Origin of the sequence: Citrobacter sp. RHBSTW-00887 (assembly GCF_013728095.1) — a bacterium.
Classification (GTDB): domain Bacteria; phylum Pseudomonadota; class Gammaproteobacteria; order Enterobacterales; family Enterobacteriaceae; genus Citrobacter; species Citrobacter braakii.
Genome location: NZ_CP056267.1, coordinates 3,055,007 through 3,069,811, shown reverse-complemented (window position 1 = coordinate 3,069,811; position 14,805 = coordinate 3,055,007). Strand labels below are relative to the sequence as shown.

At 55.5% G+C, this 14,805-nt stretch carries 15 protein-coding genes; 6 read left to right on the top strand and 9 right to left on the bottom strand.

The annotated features are described in order from the left end of the window. The first annotated feature begins 1 nt into the window (after position 1). The 3 genes from HV314_RS14650 to HV314_RS14640 all read left to right on the top strand — a co-directional run bounded on the left by HV314_RS14650 (position 2) and on the right by HV314_RS14640 (position 3,664). On the top strand, positions 2–553 hold the full coding sequence (locus HV314_RS14650; RefSeq protein WP_181545953.1) for an NAD(P)H nitroreductase: 552 nt from the start codon (positions 2–4) through the stop codon (positions 551–553). A gap of 116 nt (positions 554–669) precedes the next feature. After that, on the top strand, positions 670–1,713 hold the full coding sequence (gene selD, locus HV314_RS14645) for a selenide, water dikinase SelD (RefSeq protein WP_016152831.1): 1,044 nt from the start codon (positions 670–672) through the stop codon (positions 1,711–1,713). 4 nt (positions 1,714–1,717) lie between these two features. Continuing rightward, positions 1,718–3,664, top strand: a complete 1,947-nt coding sequence (locus HV314_RS14640; RefSeq protein ID WP_181548107.1) for a DNA topoisomerase III — start codon at positions 1,718–1,720, stop codon at positions 3,662–3,664. A gap of 63 nt (positions 3,665–3,727) precedes the next feature. Here HV314_RS14640 and gdhA read toward each other — a convergent pair whose 3' ends face one another. Further along, a complete protein-coding gene (gdhA, locus tag HV314_RS14635; protein ID WP_016152833.1) occupies positions 3,728–5,071 on the bottom strand; it encodes an NADP-specific glutamate dehydrogenase in 1,344 nt (447 codons plus the stop codon). Between the two features lie 237 nt (positions 5,072–5,308). Between gdhA and HV314_RS14630 the strand changes: the two genes are divergently transcribed. Continuing rightward, entirely contained in the window at positions 5,309–5,584 is a 276-nt protein-coding gene (locus tag HV314_RS14630; protein ID WP_016152834.1) for a YnjH family protein, read from the top strand. Here HV314_RS14630 and HV314_RS14625 read toward each other — a convergent pair. Continuing rightward, a complete protein-coding gene (locus HV314_RS14625; protein ID WP_181545951.1) occupies positions 5,544–5,957 on the bottom strand; it encodes a pyrimidine (deoxy)nucleoside triphosphate diphosphatase in 414 nt (137 codons plus the stop codon). The two genes, HV314_RS14630 and HV314_RS14625, sit on opposite strands and share 41 nt — an antisense overlap. Before the next feature lie 79 nt (positions 5,958–6,036). On the opposite strand from HV314_RS14625, the gene HV314_RS14620 reads away from it, so the two are divergent. Together HV314_RS14620 and HV314_RS14615 are read left to right on the top strand one after the other, a co-directional pair. After that, a complete protein-coding gene (locus tag HV314_RS14620; protein ID WP_016156315.1) occupies positions 6,037–6,606 on the top strand; it encodes a carboxymuconolactone decarboxylase family protein in 570 nt (189 codons plus the stop codon). Further along, entirely contained in the window at positions 6,599–7,222 is a 624-nt protein-coding gene (locus HV314_RS14615; RefSeq protein WP_181545949.1) for a CDP-alcohol phosphatidyltransferase family protein, read from the top strand. The genes HV314_RS14620 and HV314_RS14615 overlap by 8 nt, the downstream gene beginning before the upstream one ends. A gap of 100 nt (positions 7,223–7,322) precedes the next feature. On the opposite strand, the gene HV314_RS14610 is transcribed toward HV314_RS14615, so the two are convergent. From HV314_RS14610 to xthA, 7 genes are all read right to left on the bottom strand, one after another. Next, positions 7,323–8,630, bottom strand: a complete 1,308-nt coding sequence (locus tag HV314_RS14610) for a sulfurtransferase (protein ID WP_049040435.1) — start codon at positions 8,628–8,630, stop codon at positions 7,323–7,325. Between the two features lie 86 nt (positions 8,631–8,716). Continuing rightward, entirely contained in the window at positions 8,717–9,349 is a 633-nt protein-coding gene (locus tag HV314_RS14605) for an ATP-binding cassette domain-containing protein (RefSeq protein WP_016152839.1), read from the bottom strand. After that, positions 9,349–10,884: a thiamine ABC transporter permease gene (locus HV314_RS14600; protein WP_181545947.1), complete on the bottom strand. Its 1,536-nt coding sequence runs from the start codon at positions 10,882–10,884 to the stop codon at positions 9,349–9,351. The genes HV314_RS14605 and HV314_RS14600 overlap by 1 nt, the downstream gene beginning before the upstream one ends. Next, complete coding sequence (locus tag HV314_RS14595) at positions 10,857–12,026, bottom strand: ABC transporter substrate-binding protein (RefSeq protein ID WP_181545945.1); 1,170 nt, start codon at positions 12,024–12,026, stop codon at positions 10,857–10,859. Before HV314_RS14595 ends, HV314_RS14600 begins: the two co-directional genes overlap by 28 nt. 32 nt (positions 12,027–12,058) lie before the next feature. Continuing rightward, positions 12,059–12,769, bottom strand: a complete 711-nt coding sequence (locus HV314_RS14590) for a TVP38/TMEM64 family protein (protein ID WP_181545943.1) — start codon at positions 12,767–12,769, stop codon at positions 12,059–12,061. Further along, positions 12,766–13,422, bottom strand: a complete 657-nt coding sequence (locus HV314_RS14585; RefSeq protein ID WP_016152843.1) for a TVP38/TMEM64 family protein — start codon at positions 13,420–13,422, stop codon at positions 12,766–12,768. The genes HV314_RS14590 and HV314_RS14585 overlap by 4 nt, the downstream gene beginning before the upstream one ends. A 223-nt stretch (positions 13,423–13,645) precedes the next feature. Next, positions 13,646–14,452, bottom strand: a complete 807-nt coding sequence (gene xthA / locus HV314_RS14580) for an exodeoxyribonuclease III (protein ID WP_016156323.1) — start codon at positions 14,450–14,452, stop codon at positions 13,646–13,648. Between the last annotated feature and the right edge of the window lie 353 nt (positions 14,453–14,805).

Here is a 14,805-nt window from a genome sequence, read left to right as displayed (position 1 = left end):
AATGGATGCACTCGAATTACTTATGACCCGTCGTAGCGCCTCTCGTCTCGTCGAACCGGCCCCGGCAGGAGAGCAACTGCAAAATATTCTGCGCGCGGGAATGCGCGCGCCGGACCACAAAACGCTGCAACCGTGGCAATTCTTTGTCATCGAGGGCGAAGGGCGTGAACGCTTTGCCGCCGTGCTTGAAAAAGGCGCTATTGCATCTGGCAGCGATGAGAAGGCCCAGGAAAAAGCGCGCAGCGCGCCGTTTCGCGCACCGCTGATTATTACCGTGGTAGCGAAATGTGAAGCGAACGACAAGGTTCCGCTATGGGAACAGGAAATGTCTGCCGGTTGTGCGGTGATGGCCATGCAGATGGCTGCCATTGCCCAGGGCTTTGGCGGTATCTGGCGCAGTGGCGCATTAACCGAAAGTGAGGTCGTCCGCGAAGCGTTTGACTGTCGCCCACAGGATAAAATCGTCGGTTTTCTCTATCTGGGCACACCACAGTTGAAAGCATCCACGACGATTACCCTTGCCGATCCGTGCGCATTCGTCCGTTATTTCTGATATCAACGGCAAAACTGTCTGGATTATGAGCAAAGGCACCCGAATTCAGACAGTCACTCTTACCACATCATGGAATGAGCGCTACCATATCCGGATTGCAATGACAGGAGATGTCCATGAGCGAGCAAGCTATTCGTTTAACGCAATACAGCCACGGAGCCGGTTGCGGTTGTAAAATTTCCCCAAAAGTGCTGGAAACCATCCTGCACAGCGAGCAGGCGAAGTTTGTTGATCCAAACTTACTGGTGGGTAATGAAACCCGCGACGACGCGGCTGTATACGATCTGGGGAACGGCACCAGCGTAATCAGCACCACCGATTTCTTTATGCCGATTGTCGATAATCCGTTTGATTTTGGCCGCATCGCCGCCACCAACGCCATCAGCGATATTTTCGCCATGGGCGGCAAACCGATTATGGCAATTGCTATCCTGGGCTGGCCGCTTGATAAGCTGGCGCCGGAAATCGCCCGAGAAGTAACCGAAGGCGGACGCTTTGCCTGCCGTCAGGCGGGTATCGCGCTGGCGGGGGGGCACTCTATCGATGCCCCTGAACCTATCTTTGGTCTTGCGGTAACCGGCGTAGTTCCAACTGAACGCGTGAAGAAAAACAGCACCGCCGAGGCGGGATGCAAGCTGTTTCTGACCAAGCCTCTGGGTATTGGTGTCCTGACCACCGCAGAGAAAAAATCGCTGCTGAAGGACGAGCACAAAGGGCTGGCGACGGAAGTGATGTGCCGGATGAACATTGCCGGGGCGGCATTTGCCGATATCGACGGCGTGAAAGCCATGACCGACGTTACCGGTTTTGGGCTGCTGGGGCATCTGAGCGAGATGTGTCAGGGGGCCGGCGTTCAGGCGCAGATCGTCTACCAGGCTATTCCTAAGCTGCCAGGTGTTGAAGAATACATCGCGCAGGGCGCGGTGCCGGGCGGTACCCAGCGTAACTTTGCCAGCTACGGACACCTGATGGGTGAAATGCCGCAGTCGGTTCGCGATTTGCTATGCGATCCGCAAACTTCCGGTGGTCTGCTGTTAGCGGTAACGCCGGAAGCTGAAGCCGAAGTTAAAGCGGCAGCGGCGCAGTTTGGCATCGACCTCACTGCGATTGGTGAGTTAGTGGAAGCTCGTGGCGGTCGCGCCATGGTTGAGATCCGTTAACTCGATGCGGTTGTTTATTGCCGAAAAACCGAGTCTGGCGCGCGCTATCGCCGATGTGCTGCCGAAGCCGCATCGTAAAGGTGACGGTTTTATCGAGTGCGGAAACGGGCAAGTGGTGACCTGGTGTATTGGTCACCTGCTTGAGCAGGCGCAGCCAGATGCCTACGACAGTCGTTATGCTCGCTGGAGTCTGGTTGATCTGCCGATTGTCCCGGAAAAGTGGCAACTGCAGCCGCGTCCCTCGGTGACCAAACAGCTCAACGTTATTAAGCGATTTTTGCATGAGGCCAGTGAAGTCATTCACGCAGGTGACCCCGATCGTGAAGGACAGCTGCTGGTGGATGAAGTGCTGGATTACCTGCAACTGGCCCCTGAAAAGCGCCAGCAGGTGCAACGCTGCCTGATTAACGACCTCAACCCGCAGGCCGTCGAGCGGGCGATTGAGCGTCTGCGCGCCAACAGTGAGTTCATCCCCCTTTGCGTGTCGGCACTGGCGCGAGCGCGGGCGGACTGGCTGTACGGTATCAACATGACGCGCGCTTACACCATTCTGGGGCGTAACGCGGGCTATCAGGGCGTACTTTCGGTCGGGCGCGTGCAAACGCCGGTGCTCGGACTGGTTGTACGTCGCGATGAAGAGATTGAAAACTTCGTTGCCAAAGACTTCTTCGAGGTAAAGGCGCATATCGTGACGCCCGCCGATGATCGGTTTACCGCTATCTGGCAGCCGAGCGAAGCGTGTGAGCCGCATCAGGATGAAGAAGGGCGCTTGCTGAATCGCTCGCTGGCTGAACACGTGGTAAACCGCATTAACGGTCAGCCGGCGATCGTCACCAGCTATAACGATAAACGGGAATCAGAATCCGCGCCGTTGCCGTTTTCGCTGTCGGCGTTGCAGATTGAAGCGGCGAAACGCTTTGGCTTAAGTGCGCAAAACGTTCTGGATATCTGCCAGAAGCTGTATGAAACCCATAAACTGATCACCTATCCGCGTTCGGATAGCCGTTATCTGCCGGAAGAACACTTTGCCGGACGTCACGCGGTGCTGAACGCGATTAGCGTCCATGCGCCGGACCTGCTTCCGCAACCGGCGGTCAATCCCGATACGCGAAACCGCTGTTGGGATGATAAAAAAGTGGATGCCCACCACGCCATCATTCCAACCGCGCGCAGTTCGTCCATCAACCTGAACGATAATGAAGCGAAGATATACAACCTGATTGCCCGTCAATATCTGATGCAGTTTTGCGCGGATGCGGTATTCAGGAAGTGCGTTATTGAGCTGGATATCGCGAAAGGTAAGTTTGTCGCCAAAGCCCGTTTTCTGGCGGAGGCCGGATGGCGTACGCTGCTTGGCAACAAAGAGCGCGACGAAGATAACGACGGGACGCCGCTGCCGGTGGTGGCAAAAGACGACGAGCTGCTGTGCGAAAAAGGCGAAGTGGTTGAACGACAGACCCAGCCTCCGCGGCACTTTACCGATGCCACGCTGCTGTCAGCGATGACCGGAATCGCGCGCTTTGTGCAGGATAAAGATCTGAAAAAGATCCTGCGCGCAACGGACGGACTGGGAACGGAAGCGACGCGCGCCGGGATTATAGAGCTGCTGTTTAAGCGTGGTTTCCTGGTGAAGAAGGGGCGCTATATCCATTCTACCGATGCCGGAAAAGCGCTGTTTCATTCGCTGCCTGAAATGGCGACGCGTCCGGATATGACCGCGCACTGGGAATCGATCCTGACCCAAATCAGCGAAAAGCAGTGTCGATATCAGGATTTCATGCAGCCGCTGGTGGGGACGCTGTATCAGCTAATCGATCAGGCGCGCAGCACGCCGGTTCGACGCTTCCGTGGTATTGCCGCACCGGGTAGTAGTGGTGGTGACAAGAAAAAGAGCGCGCCGCGTAAACGCACGGCGAAAAAAAGCCCGCCATCTGAAGAGGCGGGCCTGTAATGCGCTCTTAGGCTGGATAAGGCATGTGTGCCGCATCAAGCCTACGGGAACAACAGATCTGAATTAAATCACACCCTGGCCCAACATCGCGTCGGCAACTTTCACGAATCCCGCGATGTTGGCGCCGCGTACGTAGTTGGTTTGCTTGCTTTCGCCGCCGTACTCGACGCAGGCATGGTGAATATCCAGCATGATGTGGTGCAGGCGCGCATCCACTTTCTCCGCTTTCCAGCCCAGACGTGCGGCGTTCTGCGCCATTTCCAGACCGGATGTCGCTACGCCTCCCGCGTTGGCCGCTTTACCCGGCGCGAACAATACACCGGCTTCCAGGAACAGATCGGTGGCCTCGATGGTGGTAGGCATGTTTGCCCCTTCGGCGACAGCCTTCACGCCGTTGGCGATCAGCACGCGTGCCGCATCGACATCAAGTTCGTTCTGGGTGGCGCACGGCAGGGCGATATCAACCGGAACCGACCACGGCTGTTGGCCTTCCAGATAGGTCAGGCCAAATTCGCGGGCGTAATCCGCCACGCGGCCGTCGCGGCTGTCTTTGATCGCGCACAGACGCGCCAGTTTTTCTTTAGTAAATCCGCTTTCGTCGACCACGGTACCGCTGGAATCGGAGGCGGTGACTACTCGCGCGCCAAACTCCATGGCTTTCTCAATGGCGAATTGCGCCACGTTACCGGAACCAGAGACTGCCACGCGCATGCCTTCAAAGCCCAGTCCATGGCGTTTGAGCATCGCTTCGGTGAAGTACACCAGACCGTAGCCGGTAGCTTCCGGGCGAATCAGGCTGCCGCCGAAAGAGAGACCTTTACCGGTAAAGACGCAGGCGCTGTTGTTGGACAGTTTTTTCATCATCCCGGCCATAAAGCCGACTTCACGACCGCCTACGCCGATATCGCCCGCCGGAACATCGGTATCGGGCCCTAAATGGCGGAACAGTTCGGTCATCAGCGCCTGGCAGAAACGCATGATTTCGCCTTCGCTTTTACCTTTCGGATCGAAATCGCTCCCGCCTTTACCCCCGCCCATTGGCAGCGTGGTGAGGGCGTTTTTAAATGTTTGCTCGAAGCCAAGGAATTTCAGGATCGACAGGTTCACGGAAGGGTGGAAACGCATCCCGCCTTTGTATGGGCCAATAGCGGAGCTAAACTGCACGCGCCACGCGCGGTTGACCTGCACCTGATTGCGATCGTCCAGCCAGACGACGCGGAACTGGATCACGCGCTCCGGTTCAACCAGACGTTCCAGCAACGACATCTGACGATAACGCGGGTTTTGCTCGAGGAAGGGCCACAGTGTCGTCATTACCTCACGAACGGCTTGCGCGAACTCGGTCTGATTCGGGTCGCGCTTTTGCACATGGTTAAGGAATGACTCCAGAGAACGTGTCTGATCCATAGATATAAGTACCTCTTATGTATTGATATGGTTATATTTTTGATTTTTGTGTTAAGTGTTTTGCAGTTTTTGACTATAACATCAGCAGTGTGACGGGACGCAAGAAAAAATTAACCGCGCTAAGTAAATTAATATTGCGGCGTGGGTCATAACCAAAAGCGATGATGGCAAGGGCTAAAGTTTCTGCCGGTTTATACCGTTATACTGAGCATAACTGTCAGTCAAAAAGGAAAGAATATGCGCCGTATAATCATGGCAGGAGCGTTGGCACTGGTGTCCAGCGCGACGCTGGCAAATCAGCTCTATCGCCCGGACGTGCAGGTGAATGTCCCGCCGGAAGTGTTCAGTTCCAGCGGTCAGCGGGCGCAACCCTGTAGTCAGTGCTGCATTTATCAGGATCAAAACTACTCAGAAGGGGCGGTGATTAAAGCGGATGGCGTTTTGCTTCAGTGCCAGCGTGATGATAAAACGATCAGCACGAATCCGCTGGTCTGGCGTCGCGTAAAAGGATAAACGCTTCTAATAGCGGGATATCGGCAGGCGCCAGCGGATAACGCAGCGCCTCTTCGGGTGAACACCAGACGATATCCTGATGTTCATACACTTTCAGCTCCCCCTGATATGACGGTACATGCCAGGCATGTAAGTGAATGAGTCGGCCTGAAACCTCGCGTTGATGGCTGGCAATGTAGCGCCCAACGACCGCCTCGATGCCGAACTCTTCACGCAGTTCACGGACCAGAGCCTCTGGCTGACTTTCCCCCGGCTCAACCTTACCGCCAGCAAACTCCCACATACCTGACTGATCCGCATGCTGCGGGCGTTGAGCCAGTAAAATTTTGCCATCACGTTCAATGATAGCGGCGACCACGTCGAGGGTTTTCATTATATTCATCAAGATCTAACGGTAGAAAATGACATACTATCGTTATCTTTGTTTTATCTAAAGTATTCAGGAGCCACCGTTGAACGATCCTCAGTCGTGGGTAAAACCGTTAACGCGTATCCCTTCCAGTTTGCAACCGCTCGTTGCTACGCAGAAAAAACATTATGGCGATGTGCTGCATCCCACGCGCTGGTGGGGGCGGATGCCGTTCCTGTTCTGGCTGGTGGCGCTGTTTGTCGGGTTTCTGGAGCGTAAAAAGGCACGCCTGTCGCCAGTGATGCGCGCGCTGTTGATGACCCGCGTTTCTCAGGTGTGCCACTGCGCTTTCTGCGTTGACGCCAACAGTTTACGGCTGGCTGAACGCTGCGGCGCGCTGGATAAAGTCTTACAGGTTGCCAACTGGCAAGAATCGACGCTATTTAGCGCAGAAGAACGTGTAGGGCTGGCCTATGCTGATGCGGTCACCGCAACGCCACCACAGGTTGACGATGCGCTGAAAGCGCAGATGAAGCAGTATTTTACCGATGACGCCATTACTGAAATGACCGCGCTGATTGCGTTTCAAAATCTCTCAGCGCGTTTTAATGCCGCTCTCGATATTCCCTCCCAGGGACTGTGCGACAGTTTTAAAGGACGCCCGCATGCTTGACCGCCATCTTCATCCGCGATTAAAACCGCTTTTGCATCGCTGCGTGGGCATCCTTGATCAACCGGCGATTACCCCGGACGGACTTACGCTGGTCGGTTTTGCTATTGGCGTGCTGGCGTTGCCATTTCTGGCGTTAGGCTGGTATATGGCGGCGCTGGTGGCCATTGTACTCAATCGGCTGTTTGACGGGCTGGATGGGGCGCTGGCACGGCGCAGAGGGCTAACGGACGCGGGAGGATTTCTCGATATCTCGCTCGATTTTCTGTTTTACGCCTTAGTGCCGTTTGGTTTTATTCTTGCTGCGCCGGCGCAAAATGCGCTGGCAGGCGGTTGGCTGTTGTTCGCGTTTATTGGCACCTGCAGCAGCTTTCTGGCCTTCGCCGCGCTGGCGGCAAAGCATCAGATTGATAACCCCGGTTATGCGCATAAATCGTTTTATTATCTGGGCGGACTGACTGAAGGAACCGAGACGATTTTGCTGTTTGTGTTGGGATGTCTGTTCCCGGAATATTTTGCCGTAATGGCGTGGGTCTTTGGCGCGCTGTGCTGGATGACGACGTTCACCCGGATCTGGAGCGGATATCTGACGCTGAAAGCGGTCCAGCGTCAGGCGTAACGTAGTGCATTGCCGGATGCGCTTCGCTTATTCGGCCTACAACGATGGTTTATGTAGGCTGGGTAAAGCGTTCTCGCTGCATCCGGCAACAATGGCAATCTTACTTGCTGGCGTCCGGACCCCGTTCACCGCTGGCGATCGGGTTTTTCGGAGAGCTGCTCCACTCATACCAGCCGCCGTCGTAGACGGAGACGTTTTTCCAGCCCATTGCGCGGGCATACATAAACGTTTCCGAAGCACGCCAGCCGGTACCACAATAGAATGAGACCTGTTGCTGTGGCAGGATATTCCATTGCTTCCACATGGCGGCGATGTCATCGGCGCTGCGCATGGTGCCATCCGGATTATGGAAATCTTCCATGTGGGTGGAGTCGCTGCCTGCATGGCCCCAACGCGCCCCTGCGATCTCACCTTTTGGCTTAATGTAGCTATAGCCGCTGGTCGTACCGATAAATTCCGGCCATGAACGAATGCTCACCAAAGACGCATCCTGGCGATGCAGCAGACCGCGAGCCTGTTCCATATCCAGCATCAGCTGCGGTTGGGCAGGGATCGTCACGCCGAAATCAGGTTCAGGCTTCACCGTTGGTGCCGTACCGCGTTCGACCGGTAAACCTGAGTCAGACCAGGTCTGCCAGCCGCCGTCGAGCAGACGAACATCTTTCACACCTGCATACAGCATAATTTGTGCCACGCGCGCGGCGGCGTAGACATCGCGGCCGTATAAAATCACCGTGGTGTCGTGGCGGATGCCGTGTTTCGCCAGCATCGCTTTGAGCTGCGCGTCGGACACTTTATTCCACAGCGGTTCGCTTTCGACTTCGTTGGTATCAATATAGCCCGCGCCAGGGATATGGCTGAGCAGATACAACTTCGGCGCGCCCCAGGCGGCTTCAATCACTTTCCAGTCACCGGCCGGTTTGGCGGTCACCTCTTTACCCTGCTGAAGGTCGTGCAGCCACTGCGGGTAAACCAACTGTTCGAAGTGCGGCAGACGTTGCAGGCGGGCAGGGTCCGTAAGCGCATCGCTGAGGGTTGAGATAGCGTTAAAACCGACTTTCTGCAGGCGGGATTTGACGGCCTGCATGTCAGTATCGCTGCCATACAATGCCACCGGCGCGTCGGTTTTCAGGTGATGTGCCTTAACCCAGGCGCTGAGTTGTTCATCATTCATCTTGTCGAGCCAGGCGGCAGACAGGTTCAGTGCGGAAGGCTCGTGTCCTGAAGGACCATTAAGCGATTGCGGCCAGCCGTTGTAAAAAGCGCTCTGACGGGTATCGATCGCCGCGCCTTGCTTTTGCTGTAACTGGTTGAGGGTGAGCGTCTGTGCTGTTTCAGCAGCCCAGGAAGAAGCGCAAGCGAGCCCTAAAGCCAGTGCCAGCGCGGTCATTTGAGAAACACGTTTCATCGAATAGCCCGACGTTGAAAAAGAGGACGACATTCTGTGCCGCCAGTTAAGTAAAAACCTTGCGTTAACGCAGCATATCGCCACATTCACGCCCAGTTTTCCATCTGTAATACGCGACCTGCTGGCGGAACGTCCTGCGCATCGTGGGTAACCTGGACCACCGGAATACCCAGTTTACGTACTTCGGTGAAGACCCACTGGCGAAAGGTATCGCGCAGCGACGCATCCAGCCTGCTAAAGGGTTCATCGAGTAACAGCGCCTGGGGTTGCGCCAGCAGCGCGCGAAGCAGGGCGACACGCGAGCGTTGCCCGCCGGAGAGCGAAGCCGGATCGCGTGAATAAAATCCTGCCAGGCCCGCGCGTGCGAGGGCGCTTTCCACCTCATGGCGTCTGGCGAGACCTTGCACGCTGGCGGGTAAGGCCAGCAGTAAATTCTGCCCAACGCTGAAATGGTCAAACAGCAGCGCATCCTGAAACAGAATGCCAATCTGGCGCTGCGCGGTAGGCAGTGTGTCTACGCGCTGTTCGTTGAGCCACAGTTCGCCTGACGCCTGAAACTGAGGAGACAACGCCCCGATCATCCACGAAAATAGCGAAGACTTACCGCTGCCGGAAGGTCCCATAATGGTGACAATGTCACTTTTATTAACCTGAAAATTAACGTCCTTCAGTAGCGCTGTCGTACCCTGGTACAACGAAACGCCTTGTACAGTGAGCATTAGCGGAGTCCTTGTCGAAAGCGGCCAATCCACGCAGCGAGAAACGCCGCCAGTGCGAAAATTATAAGCGGTAACAGAAGCTGCCATAGCGCCTGGGTTGCCAGAATGGCGGTGCTACCGCCGCTGCTTAATGCCACCGCTTCGGTGGTCAGCGTGGGATAGCGCCCGGCGCCTAACCACAGCGTCGGCATATACTGGGCGATACTGACTGAGAACCCTACCGCGAAGGCAACCAGCGCCGGGCGCGCCAGCTGCGGACATTTTATCTGCCAGAATATACGGCCCCGGGTCCAACCCAGCGTTTGCGCAATCAAAATCAATCGTGGGTCAATGCGTTGCCACGCCGGTTTGAGCATAAACAGCATCCATGGCATCACCCACAGCAGGTGTCCCCAGACAATGGTTATCATCAGCCCATCCTGTCCGGCATATAACGCCAACAGATACTGTCCAGTTACCAGCGGCAGCGCAGGCAAAATGAGCGGTAGCCAGACCCAACGGTGTCCGGTTTGTGGACCCCATTCCAGCCAGGCAAAAAGTATCAGCAGCGCCAGCACGCTGGAGAGAAGCCCCAGTTGCAGGCTAGTGCTGAGCGCCTCGCTATTTAGCGACGAATAGCTGGCGATCAGCGCCAGAACCAGCGCGCACACCACACCGCCAAAGGGCAAAAGTTGTACCAGCGAACGGCCGATTGTACAGGATGAAAAACGCAGGCGTTCCCCGTTTACTGCGGGAATAGTGCGTTGCCAGGCGCGCCAGAGCAGATACCCCGCCAGCGCGATGATGAGTAGCAGCAGTACCAGCAGCAGGCTGGCGAGTGCTCCTTTAGCCTGTTGCTCGGCATTGCCCTGACTGAGCCATTGCCAGCTCAACACGGCAAGCGTTGGCGGGTTTCCGGGACCAAGGACGATTGCTACATCCACTACCGAGAGCGACCAGGCGACAATCGCCAGCATGGCTTTGCCTAACGCGGGGGCGAGAGAGGGCAGAACCAGCCAGTTCAGGCATTGCAGTCGGCTGTAACCCAGCGAATCCAGGACGATAACCTGCTGCGAAAGCTGTTTTTCACTCAGCAGAGCTGAGAGGATCCATAACAAAAAGGCACTCTCTTTTACCGCCAGCGTCACGCCAAGCCCAATGCCGTAGCGATCAGGCTGGGGGCTGAGGAACGGGAGCCATTGCCAGAGCATGCCGCCTTCGGCAAAAACCAGCAGCACGCTGGTGGTGAAGGCAACATGTGGAATCGCCAGCAGCCACGGAAGACGCGTGCACAGACGCGCCCAGCCTGCGCCGGGCCATAAGGCGAGGATCGCCAGCAGGGCGATGATCAGCGCGCCGCCAGCCGCGAGGCTTACGGAAACCAGCGTTGCCAGTAACGCCTGCGGGAGTTGAGGATCGCTAAATAGCGCCAGCCAGTTTCTGGTACTCAGCGCCGGCGTTATCAGAGAAAAAGCCGCTGGCGCCAGCGGCAGATAAACGCCCGCCATGATAGCCCAGAGTAGCAGAATTAATGTGTACCGTAGCGGCGTAGCCATTCTTGTTCCAGAGCGTTTACCCATGCAGCATGCGGTTCTGGCAGTACGGCAGGGAGCCCTTGTGGGATCCGCGCCAGCAGCGCATTACGCTGGTCGACAGGCAATTTTTGTGGATCAAGCACCGAAGGATCTCCCCAGACAGACGGGTCGGCTTTACGCAACTGCGCTTCGGGTGAAAGCAGGAAATTTGCCACAACTTTCGCTCCGGCGCTGGCCCGCGCATTCGCTGGAATGGTGACAAAATGCACGTTGCCGAGCATGCCCTGTGAGAAACCAAAACTATAGCTGCTATTGGGTAATTCACCGCTGGCCACTTTTTGCTGCGCGTGGGCAGGATTAAAGGTCATTGATAAACGCAGGGTGCCACCGTTGAGCAGCGCATCCATTCGCGCGGGCGTGGGCGGAAAATCTTTACCTTCGCGCCACAGGGCAGGATGCAAAGCATCAAGGTAATGCCACAATGGAGCGGTAACATCGGCGAATGTGGACGCATCTGGCGCTATTTTCAGCGCTTGCGGCTTGTTGGTGAGCGAAATGAACAACTGCTCAAGAAAAGCCGTTCCGGTAAAGTCTGGCGGACGCGGATAGGTCACCGTGCCAGGGTGCGCCTGGGCAAACTCAAGCAGTGCCTGCGGGGATTGCGGCGGCTGCGCGGTGAGATCGTGCCTGGTAATAAATGTGAGCTGTGCGCCGCCCCACGGTGATTCAGCCCCCTCCGTTGGAATGGAAAAGTCTTCGTTCACCGGTTTCTGGGTATCAACATAGCGCCAGTTAGGCAGCGTTTGCGCCCACTGGGTCTGTAGCAGCCCGGCTTCTTTCAGCGTGCGGAAATTTTCGCCGTTCACCCACAGTAAATCGACCGAACCACCGGTTTTTCGCCCGGATGCCGCTTCCGTCTGGATACGTTTTACGGCGTCGGCGGCATCCGCCAGGCGTACGATTTTCAGGTTAATGGTATAGTGCGTTTTCATCTCGCCGCTAACCCAGTCGAGATACTGGTTAACTGCGTTGTCGCCACCCCAGGCGTTGAACCACACCGTCTGACCGCGGGCGTCATTTTTGATTTGCTGCCAACTGGCGTCCTCGGCGAAAGCCGCCAGCGGAGAGAGCAGCAAACTCAGGCACAATAAGCAGTAACGCATAATATCTCCCTTGCTAAAAATGGGGGAAAGACTCAGGTCTTTTTCCGTTGATGCTCAAGATAAAGGCTTCTGGCCACGGCAATCACCACGCTCAGAGCGAACAGGATGAACAGGCCGGTAACAAACCAAAATGTGCCGCCGGTTAACAGGCTACCAGCCCATGAATAGACGATAGTGGCCGGTAACTGACCGATGCCGGTGGCGATGAAGAAATGGCGAAAACGAATCGAGGTCAGGCCTGCTGCGTAGCTTACCGGGTCGAACGGCACAAAAGGTAACAGGCGACAGACAAGAATTGTGTGCTTGCCATAGCGCTCGAAAAAAGTGTCCATGTTGTTCAGCACCGTTTTTCCGGTCAGTTTTTCCACCGCGCTGCGACCTAAAACGCGGGCAATAAAAAAGCACAGCGCCGCGCCTGCCATCGCGCTGCTCCAGGACAGTACGCCGCCCCAAAATGCGCCAAACAGCGAGGCGTTGGCAAAGGTGATCACAAAGGCGGGAAGCGGTGCGACGATGGCCTGTAAGATCATCAGGAAGAACGACACGACCGCCGCCTGGGTTCCGTAAGAACGAATGAAGTTCTCAAGAGCATGCTGATCGAGCGTGGTAAATGCCGCCAGACTGCCGTGAAGAAAATCACTCACGCCAGGTATCCACGCCCACGCCATCAGGGCGAGCAGCAGCAGGGCAAGCAAGCTTATACGGTAATAGCGTGTCCGCCGCGCTTTATTCATCTTGATCATTTACCCGCGTACTCGTGACCGGGCGCCGGATCGACATGTTTATGCCGCGCCCAGGCTTTGGCTGCCTGAACGAGGACGAATAGCGCCAGCCCCGCAACGCTGAGCTTACCGATAAATGCCCAGCTAATCCCTTCGCTGGCCAGTTCGTGCGACATCAGCGTATAGATAAAGATGCCGGGCAAGGTGGTTAGCGCAGATATCACGGTAAATGACCAGAACGGAATGGCCGTTAGCCCATAGGCATAGTTTTGAATGTTATAGGGGAACAGTGGCACGAGCCGGGTCAGGATCAGAAAGTCTACTCCGCTATGGGCAATGCCTTTTTCGATAGCCTGAAACGTTGCCGTGTGGCCAACGTATTTCAGCAGTAATTCCCGCCCAAGCCAGCGAGCCAGCATAAACGACAGCGCCGAAGCCGTGGTTGCCGCCACTAACGAGATAAGCGTCCCTGTCACCGGGCCAAACAGCACACCGCCGACGATCACCAGAATGCTGCCAGGGATCAGACACAGCGCGGCAACTATAAACAGCAGGATATAAAGGGTATAGCCGAACAGGCCGCTTTGGCGGATGACATCTTGTAAATGATGGAAATTGGTGATCAGATCGGTCAGACCGTAATGATGGAAAACTCCCGCCAGAACGCAGAACAATACCGCAACAATTAGCAGCCGGTATTCTGCGTTATGCGAACTTCTTTTTCATGGGGGTTCTCCTGTAAAACCGAGTGCAATGTAGCGTTTTCGTCAGCGAAAAGTGCGCGCGAAGATATAATAAATTTCCGGCCGCAACAATGTATTACCGTGGCTTTATTGATTTTGCACAGAATAAACAGACCCTCCAGGCCAGGCCCGGAGAGTGAAAATACGCAGACGATCAGACGCGGAATTTAGCCCATACAGGCGCATGGTCGGACGGCTTTTCCATGCTGCGGATTTCATAGTCGATGCCGGTTTCTTCGCAGCGCTCCGCCAGCGGTTTGCTCGCCAGCAGCAGATCGATACGCAGGCCACGGTTATCGTCAAAGCCTTTTGAGCGGTAATCAAACCACGAGAACTGATCGTTCTTTTCAGGCCAGGCGTGACGGTAGGTATCTACCAGGCCCCAGCCCAGCAGACGCTCCATCCACTCGCGCTCTTCTGGCAGGAAGGAACATTTGCCGGTACGCAGCCAGCGTTTACGGTTCTCTTCGCCAATACCGATATCGAGGTCGGTTGGGCTGATATTCATATCGCCCATGATCAATACCGGATTGTCGCGCTTCAGTTCAGTCTCCAGGTAGTTTTGTAGGTTCTGATAAAACGCGGCTTTGGCCGGGAACTTGGTTTCATGGTCACGGCTTTCACCCTGCGGGAAATAGCCGTTGATCACCGTGATGCTGCCCAGAGGCGACGGAATTTCCGCCATGATGATACGACGCTGCGCTTCTTCGCCATCACCCGGGAAGCCACGACGCACCGCAATCGGCGTTTCTTTCGTTAATAGTGCTACGCCGTAGTGGCCTTTCTGACCGTGATAAAAGACGTTATAACCCAGCTTTGCTACCTCTTCGAGAGGGAACATATCGTCGTGGACTTTTGTCTCCTGTAAGCCAATAACATCCGGTTGGTGTTTTTCGACAATGGCTGCCAGTTGATGGGGACGGGCACGCAGGCCGTTGATATTAAAAGAGACAAATTTCATAGTCGCTGCCACTTTGCAAGATGAATAGTGCAAGGATGGTAGCAGAATTTCTGCAGGCTGACTGCTTCTTGTCACCTGATTCCAACAATGATTGCTAATGGTGTTAACGATGGAGCAAAAACCGCACCGTTTTGGCGCGTAGCGCGTCGGAATAGAGCAATAATTTCCGATAAATTTCGTATACGATCACAATTCCAGAATTATATTTGGCGACTGAATAAAATTGCGTTTTTTCCTCTGTTTAGTCATCTGGTGCGCAAACATATTCACTTTATATGCACATACAGTGAATATCGTCAGGTTGTAACTCGTTGATATTCCGTCACCGTCCTCCGTTTATGCACTTTTTTCGC

Bases quoted from the DNA above. Each gene is read 5' to 3' on its own strand.
- HV314_RS14650 (WP_181545953.1), top strand. From the start codon at position 2: ATGGATGCACTCGAATTACTTATGACCCGTCGTAGCGCCTCTCGTCTC.
- selD (WP_016152831.1), top strand. From the start codon at position 670: ATGAGCGAGCAAGCTATTCGTTTAACGCAATACAGCCACGGAGCCGGT.
- HV314_RS14640 (WP_181548107.1), top strand. From the start codon at position 1,718: ATGCGGTTGTTTATTGCCGAAAAACCGAGTCTGGCGCGCGCTATCGCC.
- gdhA (WP_016152833.1), bottom strand. From the start codon at position 5,071: ATGGATCAGACACGTTCTCTGGAGTCATTCCTTAACCATGTGCAAAAG.
- HV314_RS14630 (WP_016152834.1), top strand. From the start codon at position 5,309: ATGCGCCGTATAATCATGGCAGGAGCGTTGGCACTGGTGTCCAGCGCG.
- HV314_RS14625 (WP_181545951.1), bottom strand. From the start codon at position 5,957: ATGAAAACCCTCGACGTGGTCGCCGCTATCATTGAACGTGATGGCAAA.
- HV314_RS14615 (WP_181545949.1), top strand. From the start codon at position 6,599: ATGCTTGACCGCCATCTTCATCCGCGATTAAAACCGCTTTTGCATCGC.
- HV314_RS14610 (WP_049040435.1), bottom strand. From the start codon at position 8,630: ATGAAACGTGTTTCTCAAATGACCGCGCTGGCACTGGCTTTAGGGCTC.
- HV314_RS14605 (WP_016152839.1), bottom strand. From the start codon at position 9,349: ATGCTCACTGTACAAGGCGTTTCGTTGTACCAGGGTACGACAGCGCTA.
- HV314_RS14600 (WP_181545947.1), bottom strand. From the start codon at position 10,884: ATGGCTACGCCGCTACGGTACACATTAATTCTGCTACTCTGGGCTATC.
- HV314_RS14595 (WP_181545945.1), bottom strand. From the start codon at position 12,026: ATGCGTTACTGCTTATTGTGCCTGAGTTTGCTGCTCTCTCCGCTGGCG.
- HV314_RS14590 (WP_181545943.1), bottom strand. From the start codon at position 12,769: ATGATCAAGATGAATAAAGCGCGGCGGACACGCTATTACCGTATAAGC.
- xthA (WP_016156323.1), bottom strand. From the start codon at position 14,452: ATGAAATTTGTCTCTTTTAATATCAACGGCCTGCGTGCCCGTCCCCAT.